Here is a 20,432-nt window from a genome sequence, read left to right as displayed (position 1 = left end):
TCCTCGGACGTCAGTCGGGCGCGCGGACGACGATCAGGTGGTCGCCGTCCGGATCGAGTTCGGCGGTGTGGACGCGTCCCGCGCCGACCAGCCGGATCCGCACCGGGGCCTCCGGCGCGTCGGGGTCGTGCGGCACGCCGGTCAGCCGGAACCGGCCGGCGGTGTCGGTCTCGGTGGCCTGGGCGGTGTCCACCAGCTCCACCCGGACGGCGGCGAGCGGCTGGTCCTGCGGGCCGACCACCCGGCCGTCGAGCGTGCGCATGCCGAGCTGCCGCAGTCGCAGCGGGTGCCGCACCGGCGGCGCGACCGGGACCGGCCGGTCGATCCGGGCCGGCACGTCCAGCAGCAGCGCCGGCCGGGGCGCCACGCCGAGCGCCCGCCACAGCGCCGGGTCGCCGGTGGCGAGCACCAGTTCCGGCCGGCCGGACGTGGTGGCGGCGGCGAGCACCCGGTCCAGCGCGGGCAGCGCCGCCGGCCCGCCGCCGGAGACCAGCAGCCGGACCACGAACCGGTACGGCTCGCGCGCCGCGCCGCCGGTGGCGGTCTGCCGGCCCGGCCGCAGCTCCAGCGGCCAGACCGTGAGGCCGCCGCCGGGGTCGTCGCGCGGCGGGCCGACCGGTACGGGCTCACCCGCGGCTCCGGTCAGCCAGCTCGCGACGTCCGCGACGGCCGCCTCGATCGCGCCGGTCATCGCGGTGGCGTCCCCTGGATCCGGTACGCGATGGCCTCGTTCCACACGTGCGGGTAGACGCCGATCTCGAAGTAGCGGGTGAACCGGTTGATCGGCGCGTTGGTGTGGTCGTGCCAGAGCAGCCACACCGGGGCGATGGTGAACAGCACGTAGTTGAGAGCCACGAGCGGCAGGTAGAACGGGCCGAGCAGCCGGGCCTGGAACACGTGCACGTCCTCGTGGCGCTGGATGCCCGGGCTGGAGCCGGCGCACACGGTGCCGATCGTGGTCGCGTACCGGGGTGAGACGCCCTCGATCACGTTGACCCGGCCGCTGCCGGCCGAGACGATCCGGTCGAGCTGGTGGCCGAAGACCAGGTGCAGGGCCAGGAAGAGCGCCCCGGCGAACGTGTTGAGCAGGCTCCAGGTGTGGTCGACCACGAACAGGAAGATCCCCTTCGGGTCGGGGCCGTACGTGCCGGCGGACGCGGACGCCCAGCCGAACGGCGCGCCGACGAGCAGGCCGACGACCGCGCCGGCCAGCAGGCCGACGGTGCCGGCGGCGAGTTGCCCGAGTACGGCGCCGAAGACGACCTGGACGGCCGCGCTGAGGATGCCGAAGATCATGGGGTCACCTCTCTCAGACCCAGGAGCGGACGTAGCGGGGCTCGCGGCCCTGGGCGAGCTGGGTCGGCGACGCCTGCGTCGCCTGCCGGTTACCAGGGGGGAGCTGGTTGACGCCGAGCGCGGCGGAGAAGATCACCAGCCCGTTGAAGAACGCGATGATCCACTTCTCCGGGCCGGCGTCGGCGGCGAACGCGGCGGTCAGGTAGGACAGCAGGAGCGCGAAGCCCAGCGCGATCCACTTGCGCGCCTTGTCGCCGCTCGGGCCGATCAGCCCGCCGATGACGTTCGCGGCGAGCAGGGTGGCGGCGCTGGCGCCGGTGAGGCTGCCCAGGGCGGCCCAGGTGAAGAGATCGTTCACGGCGATCCCCCTCTTTTCGGTGGTGCGGTGGTGCAGGTCGGGGTGGGATGGTGCGGCGGCGTTCCGGGTCACGTGACCCAGCCTCCGCCCGGTGTGCTGGTGGGCCGCCGGCGCGGACGCCGTCGGTGGTCGGTGGGCTCAGGCCGACGGACCGGCGGGTCGAGTCGGTGCGTCGGGCGCGGCCGGGGCGCCGGTGGAGGCCGGGGCGGGGTCGGCCGGCACGCCCGGGCCGGTGGTCGCCGTCGCGTCCGGGCCGCCGCGGGAGCGCCGTCGCCGCATCAGCAGCACGAGCACGACGGCGGCGACCAGCAGCAGGACGACCACGGCGGCCACCACCGGCAGCCACGGGAAGGAACCGTCACCGGTCACCACGGCGGCCGGGCTGGTGGCCGGCGGCGGGGGCGCCTGGGCGACGGCGCGCAGCTCGGACGGCTTGGGCTGGTTGGCGACCACCTTCCAGGTGACCGAGCGCCCGGTGACAGTGCCGTTGGTGTCGAGCACCCGGCCGGGGAACGTCACCGAGATCTCGAACGCCATCAGCGTCATGAACGCCTGCTGCTGGCGCGGATCCTGCTGCCCGAACTTGCCGCCGTATTTCTTCGGGTCCAGCGGGAGCGAGAAGCGATACAGATCATCGTCCCGGACAAGATTCACGCTTTCGCTCGTGAATTGTGCCAGCGGTGTTTTCCGGTACGTGATCTGAATGCCGTACGAGGTGGCGTCCTCGTACCGGGTCTCCGCTCCGGGCGGAAGTGAGGGAATGTTCGGCCGCAGTTCCGCGAAGGCCACCGCCGGGTCCGGGTTGCGCTGCTTGAGCACGGACTTCGGCGCGGTGAGCAGGAGCTGACCGGAGACCGTGTCGTCGTCGTTCACGGTCAGCCCGAGGTTGAGCTGCATGCAGCCGCTCAATATCGCCACGAGGGCGAGACACACCGCGAGGCGGAATGCCCGGCTGCGGCGGAGTCTCGTATTCATGCGCTCAGTGTGAGCCGGTGCAGCCCGCCGGGCAGTCCGTGATCGGTCGCCGTTCTGTCGCCGATCTTACCGGCGTCCTCTCCCATTCGGACGACGTCGAAAACGTGAGCGATCGATATTCTGAAGGATTGTCGTGTCGCCGTTCCGCCGGGGTTCCCGGTGACGACCCGGGCGGCGGGTCACCGCGCCGGGGACTCCGCCGCGACGATCCGGAAGACCGGGATGCCGGGGGCGACCCGGGCGAAGTCGGCGAGCGGGGCGTGCCGGTCCACCGGCGCGTGCGGGCGCGCGCCGGGAGCGAGCGCGAGATGCCGGCGCAGGATCGGTGGCCGCTGCGCCACCGGCACCTCGACCAGCCGGACCGGCTCGCGGCGGCGACGGCGCAGCACCACCCGGCCGCCCCGGTACATCCACGTCATGACACCGCCCACCGGAGGCCCTCCTTCGCCGTACCCGTCGACCGTCAGGCGCTCTCGCGGGCCACCAGCGTCGACGGGAACGCGGTGCTCGGGGCGACCGGCGCGCGCGTCAGCACGGCCGTGGCCGCGGCGGCGGCGATCCGGTCCACCGGATGGGTCGCGGTGGTCAGCGGCGGGCTGCTGATCGCCGCGTACGGCAGGTCGTCGAACCCGGCCACCGCCACGTCGTGCGGCACCCGCACGCCGCGCCCGCGCAGCGCGGCGATCACGCCGAACGCGGTGGCGTCGCTGGCCGCGTAGACCGCGTCGGCGTCCGGCCACCGGCGCAGCGCCTCCAGTGCCGCCCGGCCGCCCCGCGCCGCGGTGAAGTCGCCGGTGACCAGCCGCTCCGGCGACCCGGACTCCCGCATCAGCTCCCGGTACGCGGTCACCGACCGTTCTGCGCAGCTCAACCAGCGCGGCCCGGTGACCATGACGACGCGGCGCCGGCCGGTGGCGTACAGGTGACGCAGCACCTCACCCGCGCCACCGGCGTTGTCGACGTCGAACGACGGCACCGCCGGAGAGCCCTGACCGATCGAGACGACCCGGCCGCGCAGCCTCGGCGGCACCGCGTCCAGCGCGGCCTGGGTCGTGTTGACCAGGATCACCCCGCACACGCCCCGGTCGGCGCCCAGCCGGGTCAGCCCGGACGGGTCGGCCAGCGGCAGCCACTCCAGCGCCACCCCGACGCCGTGCGGCGCGCCCACCCGCGACGCCGCGCCCACCACCCGGTGCACGTACGGGTCGTCCAGCACGGTGTCGTCGCGGCCCACCACGGCCACCACCAGGCGTACGCCCGCTCCGCGCACCAGCGACCGGGCCGCGAGGTCCGGCACGTAGCCGAGGTGCTCGGCGGCGGCGTGCACCCGGGCGCGGGCGTCCGCCGAGGCGAACCCGTAGCCGCCGAGCACCCGGGAGGCGGTGGCCCGGGACACCCCGGCGCCGCGGGCGACGTCGTCGAGCGTGGCGGGACGTGCGGTCGGCGTACCCATGTCCGCATCATGCCTGCTCCGGCGCGGATGGGCGAAGCCATAACGGCGCTTGTGGTGGAAGCGCTCTCAGGTGTGCGATTGTCGTCGGGAACCAGACGGGGGAAGGGACCACCGCACCGTGAGCAGCACCATCGACGCACCGGCCGGGAAGCGGCCACCGGCGCCCCGGGCGGTGCTGACCGCCCGCAACGGCGTCGCCGTCGTCTTCGCCCTCAACGGGCTCGCGGTGGCGAGCTGGTTCTCCCGGGTCCCGGCGGCCCAGGAGGCGCTCGACCTCAACCCGGGGCGGCTCGGCCTGCTGCTGCTCTGCGCGTCGGCGGGTTCGCTGCTGGCCATGCCGACGGCCGGCCTGGTCACCCAGCGGCTCGGGCCCGCGCGCACTGTCGCCGTGTCGGTGGTGCTGGTCTCGCTCGGCCTGACCGTGGCGGGTCTGTCCGCCAGCCTGGTCGGCTCGGTCGTCGGGGTGGGGTTCGGCCTCGCCGCGTTCGGCTTCGGCTCCGGCATGTGCGACGTGGCGATGAACGTCGAGGGCGCGGCCGTGGAGAAGCGCCTCGGCTACACCATCCTGCCCCGGTTCCACGCCGCCTGGAGTCTCGGCTCGGTGGCCGGGGCCGGGCTCGGCGCCGGCGCCGCGCACTTCGGCGTACCCGTGGGCGTGCACCTGCCGGTCCTGTCCGTACTGATCCTGGCCGGCACGCTGGTCGGCGCCCGGGCATTCCTCGCGGCCACCGCCGAGGCGGCCGGGGCCGGGGAGCCGGCCGCCCGGCGGCAGGCGCTGCTGGCCGCCTGGCGCGAGCCCCGCACCCTGCTGGTCGGCCTGCTCGTGCTGGTCATGGCGTTCACCGAGGGCAGTGCCAACGACTGGCTCGCGGTGGCGTTCGTCGACGGGTACGGGGTCGACGAGGCGGTCGGCGCCGCGGTCTTCGGCGTGTTCGTGGTGGGCATGACGATCGGCCGCACCGTCGGCACCGTCGCCATCGACAGGTGGGGCCGGGTGCCGGTCCTGTTCACCACCATCGCGATGGCGTCCGCCGGCGCGGCGCTCGCCGTACTGGCCGGGAACGGCCCCCTCGCGGTGGTCGGCGTCGCGCTGTGGGGACTCGGTGCCTCGCTCGGCTTCCCGGTCGGGATGAGCGCCGTCGCCGACGACGAGGACAAGGCCCCGGCCCGGGTGAGCGTGGTCGCGGTGATCGGCTACACCGCCTTCCTGGCCGGCCCGCCGCTGCTCGGCTTCCTCGGCGACCACTTCGGCGTGCTGTCCGCGCTCGGCGTGGTGCCGCTGCTCCTGCTGCCCACGCTCGCGCTGGTGCCGGTGCTGCGGGAGCGCCCCGCCGCGCCGGACACGCAGGCCGGCGCAGCGGCGGCGAAGGTCGGCTGAGCGGGTCCAGCCGACTCCCACCGCGCTCCCAGCCGCCTGCCAGGCCGGCGTGCTGCACTGGAGCGAACGCCGAGGAGAGGAGGCGGGCATGGGCTGGTTCAGCCGCCGGGCCGCCGACCCGACGACGCCCACGAAGCTCGACCGCGAGGCGACCAAGGAGGACCTGGCGCAGCTGGAGGCGTTCGTCACCAGCCGGCGCGGGGTCGAGTTCTACCTGGAACCGGAGACCACCGCCACCGACACCACAGTCGTCGCCATCGCGCACGACGGTGAGTGGATCCGCCGCCGTACCGGCTCGCCCCGCGCCGCCGGCAAGATCGCCCAGAAGCACGCGGTGCCGCTGTACGAGGCGGCCCGCACCGGCTACCCGGAGCGGATGCGGGCGTGGAACCGGGCCCACCCGGAACGCCGGGCCCGCTGACCGGCGCGGTCAGCCGGTCAGCGCGGTGACGAGGGCGTAGCCCAGGAACGCCGCGCCCAGGCCCGCGGCCACGCTGAGCGCCGCATTCGCGTACGCGAGGCGGCGCTTCCCGGTGCGGGCCAGGCGCAGCGTCTCGTAGCTCAGCGTCGACCAGGTGGTCAGCGCGCCGCAGAAACCGGTGCCGACCAGCGCGGTCACCGCCGGGTCGACGGGCGCCGCGAGCAGGCCGCCGAGCAGCAGCGACCCGGACACGTTCACGGTGAGCGTGCCCCACGGGAACGGTGAGCCGTGCCGGGCCTGCACCGCCCGGTCGGTCAGGTAGCGCAGCGGCGCGCCGAGCGCGGCGCCGAGCGCGATCAGCAGGACGGTCATCGGCCCGCCACCGTCTGGGCGGTCACGGGGCCCGCCCGTGCCGGGCGGCCAGCAGGCGCGCTGTCACCGCGTCCCCGGCCGCGACCGCGGCCAGCGCGCCGAGCACCGTGGCGGCCAGGTAGACGCCCGCCGTCGCCGCCGCGCCGTCGGTCAGCAGCCGCTGCGCGTCGACCGCGTACGCGGAGAACGTGGTGAACCCGCCGAGCACGCCGACGCCGAGGAACGGCCGGGTCAGCGGGTGGGCCGGGCGGGCGGCGAGCATCGCCGTCAGCGCACCGATCAGCAGGCAGCCGGTGACGTTGACGGCGAACGTGGCCCACGGAAACTCGCCGGGCCGGTGCGGCACCGCCGCCTGCGCGCCCGCCCGCGCGAGCGCGCCGAACACGCCACCGGCGGCGATCACGCCGAGCACGGCCGCCGGGTGCGCGGACAGTTCCGACCGGTCCGCCGGTACGCGCAGGTCGACGTCCGGATCAACACGCGGATCCGACACCACACCTCCCACCGCCCCCGCGAGCATAACCCCGCCGCCCGCCCGCGCCCCCGCTCTCGGTGATCTTGCGGTTCCAGCCCCGGCATTGCGCGTAAAGCGGACACCCGAGGGGCGGCAAGTGCAAGATCACGGGGGCGGGGGGTGGGGGAGGGATGAGGGGCGTACGGTGGGCGGCAGCGCCCGGCGCGGCGGTGCCCGGGGCCCGTCGCGCCAGGAGGAAGCCGTGCAGGACCGCACCCCTCGTCCGGACGAGCTGGATCCCGTCGAGCGGATCGGCGTCGACGAGCTGCGCGCCCTGCAGCTGGACCGGCTGCGCCACTCGCTGCGGCACGCGTACGACAACGTGCCGCACTACCGCCGCGCGTTCGACGACGCCGGCGCGCACCCGGGCGACCTGCGCGAGTTGACCGACCTGGCGCGCTTCCCGTTCACCACGAAGGCGGAGCTGCGGGAGAACTACCCGTTCGGCATGTTCGCGGTGCCCCGCGAACGGGTCGCCCGGCTGCACGCGTCCTCCGGCACCACCGGACGCCCGACCGTGGTCGGCTACACCCGCGCCGACCTGGACACCTGGGCGAAGCTGATGGCCCGCTCGATCCGGGCCGCCGGTGGCCGCCGCGGTGACCGGGTGCACGTCGCGTACGGCTACGGGCTGTTCACCGGCGGCCTCGGCGCGCACTACGGCGCCGAGGAGCTGGGCTGCACCGTCGTCCCGGTCTCCGGTGGCATGACCGAGCGCCAGGTCATGCTGATCCGCGACCTGGAACCGGAGGTCATCATGGTGACCCCGAGCTACATGCTCGCCATCGTGGACGAGATGGAACGCCAGGGCGTCGACCCGCGCGCCACCTCGCTGCGGGTGGGCGTCTTCGGCGCCGAGCCGTGGACCGAGGACATGCGCCGTGAGCTGGAGCAGCGCCTGGACATGCACGCGCTGGACATCTACGGCCTGTCCGAGGTGATGGGCCCGGGGGTGGCGGTCGAGTGCGTGGAGACCAAGGACGGCCTGCACCTGTGGGAGGACCACTTCTACCCGGAGATCATCGACCCGGTGACCGGGGAGGTGCTGCCCGACGGACAGCGGGGCGAGCTGGTGCTGACCTCGCTGACCAAGGAGGCCATGCCGGTGGTCCGCTACCGCACCCGGGACCTGACCCGGCTGCTGCCCGGCACAGCCCGCCCGATGCGGCGGATCGAGAAGATCACCGGACGGACCGACGACATGATGATCGTCCGGGGGGTGAACGTCTTTCCGACGCAGATCGAGGAGCTGATCCTGCGTACCCCGGCCCTGTCGCCGCACTTCCAGTGCGTGCTCGACCGGCGGGGGCGGATGGACACGCTCGCCGTCCACGTGGAGCGGCGCGCGGACGCCGCCGCCGACGAGGCCGAACGGGCCGGCGCGGCCCTGGCCGAGCAGGTCAAGAACACCATCGGCGTCTCCGTCGCGGTGCGGGTGATCGAACCGGACGGGGTGGAACGGTCGATGGGCAAGATGCGCCGCATCGTCGACCAGCGGCGGGAGCGCTGACATGGCGGACGACGGCGGCCGCACCGCGGCGCACGACATGTTCGACGCCGACGTGGCGTCCAAGGGGCTCGGCATCGAACTCGTCTCGGCCGGTGACGGCGCGGCCGTGGCGCGGATGCGGGTCACCCCGGCGATGCTCAACGGGCACGCGATCGGGCACGGCGGCTTCGTGTTCCTGCTCGCCGACACCGCGTTCGCGCTGGCCTGCAACAGCCACGGCCCGGCCACCGTCGCGGCCGGCGGCGAGATCAGCTTCCTGCGACCGGTACGCGAGGGCGACGTGCTGGAGGCGTACGCCACCGAGCGGGTCCGGCAGGGCCGCAGCGGCATCTACGACGTCACGGTGCGGCGCGGCGACGAGGTGGTGGCGGAGTTCCGGGGACGCAGCCGCACCATCGCCCGCGGCTGACGGCCACCGCTCGACCCGCCCGACGAGCCGCCCGGGCCGGAGTGGCCCCGTGCCCGCTCCGACCCGGACGTCGCCGTCATGCGGCGAGCCCAGTCGCGTACCCGCCGGGCTCGGCTCTTCGCCGCGCGCGGCCCGCCCTCTCAGGCCGCGCCGCGGCTCCGGGTAACGGGACGGTCCGCCACCCGGGCCACGCCGCGAGATCGCCGGCCGTCGCCGGTCCGGCCCAGGACGGCCCGGGCACCGCCCGGAGCACGCCGCTCCGATCCGGCGGGCCGGGCGCCGGTCGGGCCCCTCCACCCGACCGGCGCGACCGTCCCGCCCCGAGCGGGCAGAGTTCCCGCTCGTCGGGGTCCCGTGCGGGGACACCGGCTCCCGCTCCCGGCGCGAAGCCGGCAGCGGTGTCCTCCGGGACGCGGGCCGGATGCCGACCCGCGCCCACTCCGGCCGTCCGGGCGGCGGCGCGTCCGCCACCGGCCACGCCCGGCGGTACGGCCGCGCCGACGGTCCGGACACCGGCCCGGGCGGCGACGCGCTCGCCGTCCGCCATTGCGCCGATGTCGCCGACTCCGGACGCGGCGCGAAGACGGCGGGCGAAATCCGCTCGCACGGCCCGGGAGAGCCGGTGCGCGGCCACCCGCGCCACCAGCGGCTCGACCGTCCACCCGCCCGGCGCGACGGGCCGCAGCAGTCCGGCCGCGGCCAGGGCGCGCAGCGCCGGCGTGGCCCGGCCGGCGGGCCAGCCGAGCATCGCCTCCACCGTCGCGGCGGCGACCGGGCCGCCGCGGGCGGCGGCGGCCATCAGCACCGCCCGGTGCGTGCCGTCCAGCCGGTCCAGCCGGGCGTCCACCAGCCGCCGCGCGGCCGAGGGCACGCCGGCCGGCTCGTCCGCCGGGTCGGTCAGGGCGTACGCGGTCGCGACGGCCGGGTTGCCGCCGGCCAGGGGGAGCAGCCGCGCGGCGAGCGCGGCCGGCCGGCCGGTGTGGCCGAGCAGGTGCCGCAGCAGCCGTCCGGTCTCCAGCGGGCTCAGCGGGCGCAGCGGGATCCGCCGGGTCCCCGGGGCGGGCAGCGGGTCGGCCGACCCGGAGCCGTACGTGGTGACCACCGCGAGCGGCAGCCCGCGGTCGCTCGCCGCGACGTGGAGCTGGCGCAGGAACCGGCGCAGCGCCGGCGCGGCCCGGTCCAGGTCGTCGACGGCCACCACCACGGGCGCCTCGGCGGCCAGGCCGAGCAGCGCCTCCCGGCAGGCCACCACGGCCCGCGCCGCCGCGGTGTCGTCGTGCGGCGCGGCCAGGAACGCGGCCAGCGCCCCGCCGCCCGGACCGTCGGTGACGGCCACGCCCGGCAGTGGGCGCGGCGCCTCGGCCCGGGTGCGGAGCAGGTCGGCCAGGGGCGCCAGCTCGCCGGCCGGGTACGGCGGGCAGTACGCCACCCGCCGGAGTACCGGGACACCGTCCACCTGGGACACCGCGCGGATCACCTCGTGCAGCAGCCGGCTGCGGCCGCTGCCGGGCGGCCCGACCAGCGAGATCCACCGGGGACGCCGCTGCCGGAGCGCGGCGGTCACCTCCTCGGCCGCGGTGGCCAGCTCACGCCGTCGCCCGACCAGCGGGGCGCGATGCCGCGCCGGCCGGCGCCCGGCGGTCCCGGTCACCCGCCACACGTCCAGCGGCAGCGACTTGCCGGCGAGCGTCATGGTGGCCAGTGGACGCTGCTCGACCAGGCCGGCCACCGCGTCGCGGGTGACCGGGCAGACCACCACGCCACCGGGCGGCGCGTGCTCCTGGAGCCGGGCCGCGGTGGTGATGACCGCGCCGCTCGCCGCGCCGTGGCCGCCGTCGCGGGCGCCGGCCAGGTCGAGCAGCACCTCGCCGGTCGCCACGCCGACCCGCACGCGCAGCCGGACGCCGCCCGGCCGCCGCCGGTCCAGCGCGGCCTGGATGTCCAGCCCGGCCCGCACCGCCCGGTATGCGTCGAAGCCGTCCGAAGCGGACGCGCCGAACAGCGCCATCACCGCGTCGCCGACGTACTTCTCCACCACGCCCCGCCAGCGGCGCAGCACCGACGCGACGGTGCCGAAGTAGGCGCGTTGCAAGGCCCGCAGGTCCTCCGGGTCGAGCCGCTCGACCAGCCGGGTCGAGCCGACGATGTCGACGAAGAGGACGGTCACCGTGCGGCGTTCCTCCGGCACCGGCGGGCAGGCCGCGACGACGGCTTCCCGACTTACCACGGGCGTGGTGATCAACATCGCACCCACCCTTTCCCTGGTCCGGTGCCTGACGACCTCCGAAGACTTTCACCACCGGGTTCTCGGGGGATCGGTAGGACGACGTATGTCGGCCACCCGCAACCATTAGTCGTGTAGTCGACGCGAGGAGTACGAGTCCGACCCCGAGGCCGTAGAACGGTGCGGGGCCCTGTGACTAGGCTGCGTCCCATGGCCAGCGAAGTGGACACCGCACCGCTCGTCGGCCGCACCGGCACCATGGCGACGCTGCGGTCGGCGCTCTACGACGACCTGCGGCCCGGGCAGACCGGGGCGGTGTTCCTCACCGGTGAGAGCGGAGTGGGCAAGACCCGCCTGCTGAGCGAGGTCGGTGACCAGCTGCGGCAGGCCGGGGCCCTGGTGCTGACCGGCGCCTGCCTGGACATCGGCGACGCCTCGCCGCTGCACCCGGTACGCCAGGCGTTGCGCCGGCTCGACGCCGAGCAGGGCGAGGCGCGTACCGCGTCGGCGATCCGCGGGCTGTTGCAGGTCTTCGACGAGGAGACGCCCGGCCCGGACGGCGCCGGGGCGCTGCTGGAGCGCGTCGCCCAGGGCCTGCACCTGGTGGCCGGCGGGCGGCCGCTGGTGCTCGTCCTCGACGATCTGCAGTGGGTCGACCGCAGCACCCGGCAGCTCCTGCTCTACCTGCTCGCCGGTCTGGGCGACCTGCAGCTCTCCGTGCTGGCCGCGATCCGGGCCGAGTCGCTGCGCGGCGCGCACCCGCTGCGCCGGGTCCTCACCGAACTGCGCCGGCTGCGCTCGGTGCAGGTGGTCGATCTGCTGCCGCTGGACCGGGCCGCCACCGACGAGCTGGCCGCCGCCGTGGTCGGGGCGCCGCTGCCGCCGGAGGCCGCCGACCAGCTCTGGCGGCGCAGCGGCGGCAACCCGTTCGTGGCCGAGGAACTGGCCCGCGACCGGCGCGACGGCCGCGACGGCATCTCCGACACCGTGCGCGAGGTGTTCCTGGACCGGGTCGACGCGCTGCCGCAGCCCGCGCACGCCGTGGTGCACGCGGTGGCAGTGGGCGTCGAACCGGTCGAGCACTGGCTGCTGGCCCAGGTCGTCCGGCTGCCCGAGGAGGAGCTGCTCGACGCGGTCCGCGAGGCGGTGGCGCACCGCCTGCTGGTCGGCGCCGACGACGGCTACCGGCTGCGCCACCGGCTGGTCGCCGAGGTGCTGGCGAGCGAGCTGCTGCCGGCCGAGCGGGCCGCGCTGCACCGCCGCTTCGCCGAGGCGCTCACCGCCGCCCCGGGCGAGCTGCACCAGGCCCGGCTGGCCCACCACTGGCGGCACGCCGGTGAGCCGGCCCGGGCGCTGCCCGCCGCGATGGCCGCCGCCCGCGAGGCGGAGCGGCTGCACGGGTACGCCGAGGCGCACCGCCACTGGTCGGCCGCGCTGACGCTCGCCACCGAGCCGCCTGCGGTGCTGCCCGACGGCGGCCGGCCCGAGCCGGTCGAGGTGGACCGGGCCGAGCTGCTCAGCCACGCCGCCGAGGCCGCGCACCACAGCGGGGAACACGCCCGCGCCCTGACCCTGCTGGAGGAGCTGGCAGCCGAGGAGTCCGGGCCGCCGGTCTGCGCGCTGCACATCCGCCGCGCCCGCTACCTGGCCGCGGCGGGCCGGTCCGCGCCGGCCGAGGAGGAGTACCGGCGGGTGCTGGCCTCGCCCGACTGCACGCCGCACGAGCGCTGCACGGCCGCGGCCCGGCTGGCCGAGCTGCTGCTGCACCTGGGCCGCTACGCCGAGGCCGGTGAGCAGGCCCGGGAGGCGCTCGCGCTCGCCGCCGACGTGCCGGGCTCCACCTCCGAGGTGGTGATGGCCAGCGCCGCGCTCGGGTTCAGCGAGGCGTTCCTGGAGGATCCGGCCGCCGGGCTGGCGGTCATGCGCCGCGCTCTGGACACCGCCGAGCGCTCCGGCGGCCCGGAGGACGTGGCGTGCGCGTACCTGCACCTGGCCGACCTGATGACCGGGCCGCTGAACATCCTCGAGGAGGGTGTGGTGGTGGCCCGCCGTGGCGCCGAGCGGGTCGCCGAACTGGGGCTGGGCCGCACCTGGGAGACCCGGCTGCTGGCGGTGGCGACGAACGGGCTGTTCCGGGTGGGGCAGTGGGCCGAGGCGGAGAAGGTCGTCGCCGCCGCGCTGCGGCACCGCCCCTCCGGCGCCGACGCGGTCGAGCTGCTGCTGGCCCGGTGCCGGCTCTCCGTCGGGTACGGCGACGTCGAGGCGTCCGACCGTGACCTGGAGGCGGTCGCCACCATGCTGGCCGGCGGCGGCGCCCGGCACGTGCTGCCGATGCTCATCCTGCGCGCCGGCCTGTCCATGTGGCAGGGCCGGCACGACCTGGCCCGGCAGGCGGTGCAGCGGGGCCTGACCGAGAGCCGGTCCGACGACGTGATCGTGCTGGCCACGCTGGCCTGGCACGGGCTGCGCGCGGAGGCGGAGGCCGCGGCCGGCCGCACCATCGAGCCGGATCCGAACGCGGTACGCCGGCTGCGCGAGGCGGTCGACCGGGTGACCCGCAAGAGCGCCCGGGCGGGCGCGCCGGTGCGGTACGTCGCCGACGGGTTCCTGGCGCTCTGCGACGCCGAGCTGAGCCGGCTCGACGACGGCCGTGGCGACCCCGCGCTGTGGGAGCGTTCGGCGCTCGAGTGGGACCGGCGCAACCACCCCTATCCGGCGGCGTACTCCCGGTTGCGGCAGGCCGAGGCGCTGCTGGGACGGCGCAGCCGGGTGGCCACCGCGGGCAAGCTGCTGCGCCAGGCGTACGAGATGGCCCAGTCGCTCGGCGCGGTGCCGCTGACCGCGGAGATCCGTACCATCGCCTCGCGGGCCCGGGTGACCGTGGACGCCGCGCCCGGCCCCGCGCCGGTGCCCCGGCCACGGGCGGCGCCGGCCGGGCCCGCGGTGGACGAGCTGGCCACGCTCACCGCGCGGGAGCGGGAGGTGCTCGCGGCGGTCGCCGAGGGGCTGACCAACCGGGAGATCGGCCAGCGGCTGTTCATCAGTGAGCGGACCATCGGCGTCCACGTCTCGCACATCTTCGACAAGCTGCAGGTCCGTACGCGGGTGCAGGCCAGCGCGATCTTCCTGCGCAGCCGTCCGGGATAGACGTACGTCGGCAATACGTCGTTCTACCGATCCGGCGCGCGGGCGCCGGCTGGCACGCTGTGCGCCGGAGCGCCGGTGGCGTCGTGGGGGCGCCGACCATCGTGGAGGAGAAATGACCGAACCGGTCTGGGGTCCTGTGCACCAGGACATCGTCGGGTTGCTCGCCGATCACCCGGCCGACGTGCCGGCGGTCGTGGACCATCTCACCAAGCTGCAGGATCTGCTGGTCCGGCTCCCCCCGCTGGAGGAGAGCTGCCCGCTCGCCGACTTCAACAAGCTCTACCTGGTCATCACCAGCACCGTGCTCGACGGCCTGTACGACGACCGGTTCCGTGACCCGGCGTTCCTGGCCCGCCTGGACGTGGAGTTCGCGGCCCGGTACTTCGACGCGCTGCGGTTCTGGACCGACTCCAGCCCGAGCACGCCGAAGGCGTGGGCGTGCCTGTTCAAGCGGATGCGCGGCCCGGACGCCCGGCCGCTGCCCTCGGCCGCCGCGGGCGTCAACGCGCACATCAACTACGACCTGCCGTTCGCCCTGGTGACGACGTTCGACAGCCTGGACTCCGAGCCGATCGACGGCAGCGACCAGCACCGCGACTACCTGGAGATCAACAACATCTTCGCCGAGCGGATCCCGCAGCTGCGCCGGGGCTACCTGGACAACTGGCAGCTCATGATCGACATGGTGAACGGTGACATCGACGACTGGTACCAGGGCGAACTGGTGGAGTACACCCGGAACGTGGCCTGGCGCAACGCGCAGAAGATCTGGCGCTGCCGCCACGACCCGGAGGCCCGCGAGTGTGAGCGGACGCGGCTGGACGACAACGCCGCGCTGCTCGGCCGGCTGCTGCTGTCGCCCCTCGGGGCGTTCCTGCAGTAGCCGGGACGGGGGGTTCCCGCGTCCCGCCGTCCGGGCGCGGGACGCGGGAACGCCGCCGGCGGGTGTCGGCCCCGCCGGACCGGGTACGTCGCCGCCGTGCCGCGAGACGAACCGACCCGCCGTTTCCCGTTCCGCTTCGACCCGGTCTTCCGGCTGCCCCTGGCGCTGCTCGGGGTACGTCCCGCCACGGCCTGGGTCGACTGGGGCCCGGACGGTCTGCTCGTCCGGTTCGGCCCCTGGCTGCTGCGCACCACCAGGGACAACGTCACCGGCGCCGAGCTGAGCGGGCCGTACCGCTGGTGGCGGGCGATCGGCCCGCACCTGTCGCTGGCCGACGGCGGGGTGACCTTCGGCGCCGGCCTGGCCGCCGGGGTCTGCCTGCGCTTCGCCGAGCCGGTGCCGGCACTGGCGCCCGGTCCGTGGCTGCGGCACCCGGCGGTCACCGTCACCGTGGCCGACCCGGCCGCGCTGCGCGACGCGGTGACCGCCGCCGCAGCGGATCTTTGACCGGTTCGGCCGGGCCGCGACCGGGACAACCCCTACCGTCTTTGCCAGGGGACGAAGGGGAACAGATGGGGCAGGCGGGGGACGCGGAACAGCCCAGGCGTACGCGGGAGCGGCGCCGGGAGGCGCACGCCGCCGCGGCCGCCCGGGCCGGCCGGCACGGCGACCACGCCGAGCGGTCCGGTCGTCCCGTGCCGGAGCTGCCGGAACGGGTGGCCGCCCCGGCCCGGCCGGCCCCACCGCCCGGCCGGCTGCACCGGTGGCTGTTCGCCCACCGCGTCGAACCGGTCGGCCCGGAGGTAAGGGAGCACCAGACCCGGTCGCACCCGTGGTGGCAGGTGATGTGCCTGACCGGCGTCGACTACTTCTCCACGCTGTCCTACCTGCCGGGCATCGCGGTCGTGGCGGCCGGCGCGCTCAGTCCGCTGGCCACCCTGCTGATCGTGGCGCTGACCCTGCTCGGGATGCTGCCGATGTACCGCCGCGTGGCCCGGGAGAGCCCGCACGGGCAGGGCTCGGTGGCGATGCTGGAGCGGCTGCTGCCGTTCTGGCGCGGCAAGGTCTTCGTGCTGGTGCTGCTGGGCTTCGTCGCCACCTCGTGGATCATCACGATCACGCTCTCCGCCGCCGACGCCAGCGTGCACCTGCTGGAGAACCCGGCCCTGCCCGCCGCGTTCCCGCACGGCCGGACAGCGGCGGTGCTGGTCACCGTGGCGCTGCTGCTCGTGCTCGGCGGCGTGTTCCTGCTCGGGTTCAGCGAGGCGGTGCAGGTGGCCATCCCGCTGGTGGCGGTGTTCCTGGCGCTGAACGCGGTGGTGGTGGTCGCCGGCGTGGCCGAGCTGGCCGCCGACCCGGCGCCGCTGGCCGACTGGACCGGCCGGCTGGCCGACGCCGGCGGACCCGGGGACGTCCTGGCCACCAGCGCGCTCGCGTTCCCGCTGCTGGTGCTCGGCCTGTCCGGCTTCGAGACCGGGGTGAGCATGATGCCGCTGGTGCGCGGCCGCGGCGCCGATCCGGAGCAGCGGCTGGCCGCCCGCATCCGCAACACCCGCCGGCTGCTCACCGCCGCCGCGCTGATCATGTCGGTCTACCTGATCGCCACCACGTTCGTGACCACCGTGCTGATCCCGCCCGAGGCGTTCGCGCCCGGCGGGCCGGCCAACGGCCGGGCGCTCGCGTTCCTCGCCCACGAGCATCTCGGCCAGGCGTTCGGCACCGTCTACGACATCAGCAGCATCCTCATCCTCTGGTTCGCCGGCGCCTCGGCGATGGCCGGGCTGATCAACATCGTGCCGCGCTACCTGCCGTCGTACGGCATGGCGCCGGAGTGGGGCCGCGCGGTCCGCCCGGTGGTGCTGGTCTACACCGCGATCAGCGTCGCCATCACCATCGCGTTCGCCGCCGACGTCAACGCCCAGGCCGGCGCGTACGCCACCGGCATCCTGGCGATGATGGTCTCCGGCGCGATAGCGGTGACCATCGCGGCGCTGCGGGCCGGCAGCCGCGCGGCCGGCGCCGGGTTCGCGCTGCTCACCGCCGTGCTGCTGTACGCGCTGGCGGAGAACGTGGTGGCCAAGCCGGACGGCATCACCATCTCCGGGTTCTTCATCGCCGGGATCGTCGCGGTGTCGCTGATCTCCCGCGTCACCCGGACCACCGAGCTGCGCGCCGAGCGGATCGAGTTCGACGAGACGGCCCGCCGGTTCGTCGACGAGTCGGTGGCCCGGGACGGGCGGCTGCACCTGATCGCCAACAAGCGGCAGCGCGGGTCGGTCAAGGAGTACCGGGTCAAGGAGCGGGCGCAACGGTCGATGAACCCGGTGCCCGGCGCCGCCGACGTGCTCTTCCTGGAGATCGACGTGAGCGACCCGTCGCAGTTCAGCCAGGTGCTGCGGGTGCACGGGGTGGAGGCCGGCGGCTACCGGATCCTGCGTGCCAGCAGCCCGGCCGCGCCGAACGCGATTGCCGCGATCCTGCTGGCGCTGCGCGACGCCACCGGGGTACGCCCGCACTGCCACTTCGAGTGGTCGGAGGGGAACCCGATCGCGCACCTGCTGCGCTACCTCATCCTCGGCCGGGGCGACACGCCGCCGGTGGTGCGGGAGATCATCCGCAAGTCCGAGCCGGATCCCACCCGCCGTCCCGGCATCCACGTCGGCGGCTGACCCGCCGGGCTACGACCCGAGGGCCCGTACCCGGGCCAGCAGGTCGCGGGCGCAGAAGTCGAGGAAGCCGTCCGGGTCCGGGCCGGCGTTCTGCAGCACGATGTGGTCGAAGCCGGCCTCGACGTACGCGCGCGCCTTCTCCACGTGCGGCCCGGCGTCCGGGCCGACGGAGAACTGGCTGCGGATGTGGTGGTCCTCGACCCAGGTGGTGGCGGCGTCGAAGTTCACCGGGTTCGGCAGCTCGCTCATCACCTTCCAGCCGGTGACCGCCCAGCGGCTGGTCTCCTTCGCCGCGCGTACCGCCGACTCCTCGTCGGTGGCCCAGGCCATCGGCACCTCGGCGTAGCGGGGGCCCCGGCCGCCGGCGTTGCGGTACTGGTCGACGATGGACGCCTTCGGCTCGGTGGCGAACAGGCCGGTGCCCAGCTCGGCGGCCAGGCCGGCGGACTCCCGGCCGCTGGCCGCCACGGCGATCACCGGTAGGTCGTCGGGCAGGTCCCAGATCCGCGCGTCCTCCAGCTTCAGGTGCCGGCCCTCGTAGGACCGGTAGCCGCCCTGCCAGAGCAACCGGATGATCTCCAGCGCCTCGCGCAGCCGCTCGTGCCGCCCCCGTACGCTGGGGAACCCCTGCCCGACGACGTGCTCGTTGAGCCGCTCGCCGGCGCCGACGCCGAGCGTGAACCGCCCGTCGGAGATCAGCGCCATGGTCGCGGCGGCCTGCGCGACGATCGCCGGGTGGTAGCGGACGGTGGGGCAGGTGACGCCGGTGGCGAGGCCGAGCGTGCTGGTACGGGCGGCGATCGCGCCGAGCGCGCTCCACGTGAAGCAGGAATGCCCCTGCGACTCCAGCCAGGGGTGGTAGTGGTCGCTCATCTCGACGAAGTCGAAGCCGACCTCCTCGGCCCGGATCGCCTGCCGGATGAGTTCCCGGGGCCCGAACGCCTCCGAGGCGAGCTTGTAGCCGATCCGCATGCCCGGTTCTCCGTTTCCGTCGTCGGCGAACCGCTGCCGTTCCCGCCCCTCCGCCGGGCAAACCCCGGCCAAACCCAGCCTCCTAGGACGCCTTAGGGGTGGTGGCGTGCCGCGCCCCGGGCACGGAACGGCCCGCGCTCGCCGGGCGGGCGCGGGCCGGGAGGTGATCTACTTCGAGGGCTCGGGCAGCTTGCAGTCCACCTTCGGGTTGGCGCCGATGTAGTTCAGCGGGCCGGCCACGATGGTGACCAGGATCGTGCCCGCCTCCGCGCAGTTCGTCTCGTCGTTGCCGTAGTAGCCGCGCTGACCGGCGGCGATGGCACCGATGATGAGCCAGATGACGACCAGGACGCCGAATATCGAGGTGCCGCGCATCAGTTGCCTCCACTGGGGTTGTGGTGGATTCGAGGTGGAGGCCATGTACCCCGGGCGGGTGATCCGCCAAACGGCGCGCTGGTGCCCGGCGCGGCCGATTCCGATTACCGGCGGCGCCCGCTCAGTGCGGCGGCATCGGCTCCTCCGGCGGGCGGCCCCGGCTGCGGCGGTAGTCGGCGGACGCCACCCCGGCCAGCACCAGCATCGCCCCGGCCGAGGCGTAGACCGGCGCGAGGAACAACCCGGCCGGCGCGATCGTGAGCAGCGCCAGCACCCCGCCCGGCCGGGACGACGACACCCGGCTGAACACCTCGTACTCGAAGGCGGCCCGCCCGGTCAGGAACAGCGCCGGCCCGCCGAGGATCACCGCCAGCCAGGCCGGTGGCGTGTGCCCGGTCGGCTCCAGCAGCACTAGGTCGAAGCCCGCCGCGGTGGTCACCACGCCCGCCACCATCATCAGATGGGTGTACGGCGCGGTGTTGAGGAACCGGCTCGGCTGGGCGGCCCGGGCGATGGCGTGCGGCAGCAGCTCACCGGACTTGTGCACGTAGATGCGCCAGAGCAGCAGCGTGGTGGCGAACGCGACGGTGAAGGCGGCCAGGTTCTCCACCTCGGAGTGGTGCAGGCTGAACACGGTGCCGGCGACCAGCACGGCGTCGCCGAGCGCGATGATGAAGAACTGCTGGTACCGCTCGGACAGGTGCTCGGCGGTCACGTTGCGCTGGGAGTCCGGCACCGCGCCCAGGACCGGCACCGGGTACGCCAGCCGGAATCCGAGGTAGTCGATGGCCAGGGCGCCGAACCAGAGCAAAAGCCGTGCGGTGCCGTGCGCGGCCAGCGCGCCGACCAGCCAGGGCACCGCCGACACGGCGAACCAGACGAAGATGCGCAGGGCCCGCTGGTTGCTCTGCGGGTGCCGCCGTACGGCGGGCATGAGGAACAGGCCGCGTCCGAGATGGATCGCCACGTACGTGCCGGCGAACACCAGCCCTCGGGAGCTGAACGCCTCCGGGATGGCGGTGGTCATCAGCAGCGCGCCGAACATCACCGCCACGATCAGCAGCTTGATCTCGGTGCGCTGCGGATCGTAGATGTCGGTGACCAGCGTGGTGATCGCCCAGGTCCACCAGATCGCCATCAGCATGACCAGGGACTCGGCGGCCCGCTCCCAGGTCACCGACCCGACCAGGTGACGTGAGATCAACGCGAGCGCGGCCACGTAGACCAGGTCGAAGAAGAGTTCGAGCAGCGTCACCCGGCGCGGCGCCTCCGGATCGCGGACCGGCGGTCGCCGGCCGGGCTCCGGCGCTGCGGTGGGCACGACATGCTCCTGCGGGTGGCGGTTCGTGCGGCGGGCCGTGAGGGCCCCTCACCGACCGTAGCGATGCCTGTCCGCAAGCGGTCAGTTTTCCGACATACCGGTCCGGGTGGTGGCTGATGGTCGCGCGGTGATGTCACCACTTCGGGGTTCTGGTG

20 protein-coding genes are annotated in these 20,432 nt (G+C 74.9%); 8 read left to right on the top strand and 12 right to left on the bottom strand.

Annotated features, from left to right (window positions below):
- Window positions 1-10: 10 nt before the first annotated feature.
- From HA073_RS06895 to HA073_RS06870, 6 genes are all read right to left on the bottom strand, one after another.
- Entirely contained in the window at window positions 11-691 is a 681-nt protein-coding gene (locus tag HA073_RS06895) for a carboxypeptidase-like regulatory domain-containing protein (RefSeq protein WP_069088538.1), read from the bottom strand.
- A complete protein-coding gene (locus HA073_RS06890) occupies window positions 688-1,296 on the bottom strand; it encodes a hypothetical protein (RefSeq protein WP_069088539.1) in 609 nt (202 codons plus the stop codon). The genes HA073_RS06895 and HA073_RS06890 overlap by 4 nt, the downstream gene beginning before the upstream one ends.
- A gap of 13 nt (window positions 1,297-1,309) precedes the next feature.
- Window positions 1,310-1,654: a hypothetical protein gene (locus tag HA073_RS06885; RefSeq protein WP_069088684.1), complete on the bottom strand. Its 345-nt coding sequence runs from the start codon at window positions 1,652-1,654 to the stop codon at window positions 1,310-1,312.
- 138 nt (window positions 1,655-1,792) lie between these two features.
- A complete protein-coding gene (locus tag HA073_RS06880; protein ID WP_240925575.1) occupies window positions 1,793-2,629 on the bottom strand; it encodes an LppM family (lipo)protein in 837 nt (278 codons plus the stop codon).
- 179 nt (window positions 2,630-2,808) lie between these two features.
- The gene (locus tag HA073_RS06875; protein WP_223201021.1) at window positions 2,809-3,060 is read right to left on the bottom strand and encodes a hypothetical protein; all 252 of its coding nucleotides are present in this window, start codon (window positions 3,058-3,060) and stop codon (window positions 2,809-2,811) included.
- Between the two features lie 32 nt (window positions 3,061-3,092).
- On the bottom strand, window positions 3,093-4,082 hold the full coding sequence (locus HA073_RS06870; RefSeq protein WP_064445751.1) for a LacI family DNA-binding transcriptional regulator: 990 nt from the start codon (window positions 4,080-4,082) through the stop codon (window positions 3,093-3,095).
- A gap of 118 nt (window positions 4,083-4,200) precedes the next feature.
- On the opposite strand from HA073_RS06870, the gene HA073_RS06865 reads away from it, so the two are divergent.
- Window positions 4,201-5,460 (top strand): MFS transporter, encoded by a 1,260-nt coding sequence (locus HA073_RS06865; protein WP_113972851.1) that lies wholly within the window; start codon window positions 4,201-4,203, stop codon window positions 5,458-5,460.
- An 88-nt stretch (window positions 5,461-5,548) separates the two neighbouring features.
- Complete coding sequence (locus HA073_RS06860) at window positions 5,549-5,881, top strand: hypothetical protein (RefSeq protein WP_030499339.1); 333 nt, start codon at window positions 5,549-5,551, stop codon at window positions 5,879-5,881.
- Between the two features lie 9 nt (window positions 5,882-5,890).
- Here HA073_RS06860 and HA073_RS06855 read toward each other — a convergent pair whose 3' ends face one another.
- The gene (locus HA073_RS06855) at window positions 5,891-6,253 is read right to left on the bottom strand and encodes a CrcB family protein (protein ID WP_113972850.1); all 363 of its coding nucleotides are present in this window, start codon (window positions 6,251-6,253) and stop codon (window positions 5,891-5,893) included.
- 22 nt (window positions 6,254-6,275) lie between these two features.
- Window positions 6,276-6,746: a CrcB family protein gene (locus tag HA073_RS06850; protein ID WP_043330057.1), complete on the bottom strand. Its 471-nt coding sequence runs from the start codon at window positions 6,744-6,746 to the stop codon at window positions 6,276-6,278.
- A gap of 223 nt (window positions 6,747-6,969) precedes the next feature.
- Here HA073_RS06850 and paaK point away from each other — a divergent pair, with 223 nt between their 5' ends.
- A complete protein-coding gene (paaK, locus tag HA073_RS06845) occupies window positions 6,970-8,277 on the top strand; it encodes a phenylacetate--CoA ligase PaaK (RefSeq protein ID WP_166455928.1) in 1,308 nt (435 codons plus the stop codon).
- A 1-nt stretch (window position 8,278) separates the two neighbouring features.
- Window positions 8,279-8,686 (top strand): hydroxyphenylacetyl-CoA thioesterase PaaI, encoded by a 408-nt coding sequence (gene paaI / locus HA073_RS06840; RefSeq protein ID WP_043323587.1) that lies wholly within the window; start codon window positions 8,279-8,281, stop codon window positions 8,684-8,686.
- 76 nt (window positions 8,687-8,762) lie between these two features.
- On the opposite strand, the gene HA073_RS06835 is transcribed toward paaI, so the two are convergent.
- The gene (locus tag HA073_RS06835; RefSeq protein ID WP_166455927.1) at window positions 8,763-10,931 is read right to left on the bottom strand and encodes an adenylate/guanylate cyclase domain-containing protein; all 2,169 of its coding nucleotides are present in this window, start codon (window positions 10,929-10,931) and stop codon (window positions 8,763-8,765) included.
- Between the two features lie 189 nt (window positions 10,932-11,120).
- Between HA073_RS06835 and HA073_RS06830 the strand changes: the two genes are divergently transcribed.
- From HA073_RS06830 to HA073_RS06815, 4 genes are all read left to right on the top strand, one after another.
- Complete coding sequence (locus HA073_RS06830) at window positions 11,121-14,057, top strand: LuxR family transcriptional regulator (protein WP_064445755.1); 2,937 nt, start codon at window positions 11,121-11,123, stop codon at window positions 14,055-14,057.
- 112 nt (window positions 14,058-14,169) lie between these two features.
- Window positions 14,170-14,940, top strand: coding sequence for a DUF5995 family protein (locus HA073_RS06825; protein WP_043323591.1), 771 nt, complete (start codon window positions 14,170-14,172; stop codon window positions 14,938-14,940).
- A gap of 96 nt (window positions 14,941-15,036) precedes the next feature.
- Entirely contained in the window at window positions 15,037-15,447 is a 411-nt protein-coding gene (locus HA073_RS06820) for a hypothetical protein (RefSeq protein ID WP_043323592.1), read from the top strand.
- 65 nt (window positions 15,448-15,512) lie between these two features.
- A complete protein-coding gene (locus HA073_RS06815) occupies window positions 15,513-17,609 on the top strand; it encodes an amino acid transporter (RefSeq protein ID WP_104115214.1) in 2,097 nt (698 codons plus the stop codon).
- Window positions 17,610-17,618: 9 nt separating this feature from the next.
- Here HA073_RS06815 and HA073_RS06810 read toward each other — a convergent pair whose 3' ends face one another.
- The 3 genes from HA073_RS06810 to HA073_RS06800 all read right to left on the bottom strand — a co-directional run bounded on the left by HA073_RS06810 (window position 17,619) and on the right by HA073_RS06800 (window position 20,277).
- Window positions 17,619-18,581, bottom strand: coding sequence for a TIGR03557 family F420-dependent LLM class oxidoreductase (locus HA073_RS06810; RefSeq protein WP_166455926.1), 963 nt, complete (start codon window positions 18,579-18,581; stop codon window positions 17,619-17,621).
- 168 nt (window positions 18,582-18,749) lie between these two features.
- Window positions 18,750-18,956, bottom strand: a complete 207-nt coding sequence (locus HA073_RS06805) for a hypothetical protein (RefSeq protein ID WP_030504423.1) — start codon at window positions 18,954-18,956, stop codon at window positions 18,750-18,752.
- Between the two features lie 121 nt (window positions 18,957-19,077).
- Window positions 19,078-20,277: a low temperature requirement protein A gene (locus HA073_RS06800; protein ID WP_064445757.1), complete on the bottom strand. Its 1,200-nt coding sequence runs from the start codon at window positions 20,275-20,277 to the stop codon at window positions 19,078-19,080.
- Between the last annotated feature and the right edge of the window lie 155 nt (window positions 20,278-20,432).

This window comes from Micromonospora sp. CMU55-4 (genome assembly GCF_011602315.1).
In the GTDB taxonomy this organism is placed as follows: Bacteria; Actinomycetota; Actinomycetes; order Mycobacteriales; family Micromonosporaceae; genus Micromonospora; species Micromonospora chalcea.
Note: the sequence above shows the minus strand (reverse complement) of the source record. Positions and strands in the feature narration are given on the sequence as shown.

Excerpts from the sequence above, each read along its gene's own strand:
- HA073_RS06880 (WP_240925575.1), bottom strand. The coding sequence starts at position 2,629 with ATGAATACGAGACTCCGCCGCAGCCGGGCATTCCGCCTCGCGGTGTGT.
- HA073_RS06855 (WP_113972850.1), bottom strand. The coding sequence starts at position 6,253 with ATGACCGTCCTGCTGATCGCGCTCGGCGCCGCGCTCGGCGCGCCGCTG.
- HA073_RS06835 (WP_166455927.1), bottom strand. The coding sequence starts at position 10,931 with ATGTTGATCACCACGCCCGTGGTAAGTCGGGAAGCCGTCGTCGCGGCC.
- HA073_RS06870 (WP_064445751.1), bottom strand. The coding sequence starts at position 4,082 with ATGGGTACGCCGACCGCACGTCCCGCCACGCTCGACGACGTCGCCCGC.
- paaI (WP_043323587.1), top strand. The coding sequence starts at position 8,279 with ATGGCGGACGACGGCGGCCGCACCGCGGCGCACGACATGTTCGACGCC.
- HA073_RS06895 (WP_069088538.1), bottom strand. The coding sequence starts at position 691 with ATGACCGGCGCGATCGAGGCGGCCGTCGCGGACGTCGCGAGCTGGCTG.
- HA073_RS06825 (WP_043323591.1), top strand. The coding sequence starts at position 14,170 with ATGACCGAACCGGTCTGGGGTCCTGTGCACCAGGACATCGTCGGGTTG.
- HA073_RS06830 (WP_064445755.1), top strand. The coding sequence starts at position 11,121 with ATGGCCAGCGAAGTGGACACCGCACCGCTCGTCGGCCGCACCGGCACC.
- HA073_RS06890 (WP_069088539.1), bottom strand. The coding sequence starts at position 1,296 with ATGATCTTCGGCATCCTCAGCGCGGCCGTCCAGGTCGTCTTCGGCGCC.
- HA073_RS06810 (WP_166455926.1), bottom strand. The coding sequence starts at position 18,581 with ATGCGGATCGGCTACAAGCTCGCCTCGGAGGCGTTCGGGCCCCGGGAA.
- HA073_RS06860 (WP_030499339.1), top strand. The coding sequence starts at position 5,549 with ATGGGCTGGTTCAGCCGCCGGGCCGCCGACCCGACGACGCCCACGAAG.
- HA073_RS06815 (WP_104115214.1), top strand. The coding sequence starts at position 15,513 with ATGGGGCAGGCGGGGGACGCGGAACAGCCCAGGCGTACGCGGGAGCGG.
- HA073_RS06805 (WP_030504423.1), bottom strand. The coding sequence starts at position 18,956 with ATGCGCGGCACCTCGATATTCGGCGTCCTGGTCGTCATCTGGCTCATC.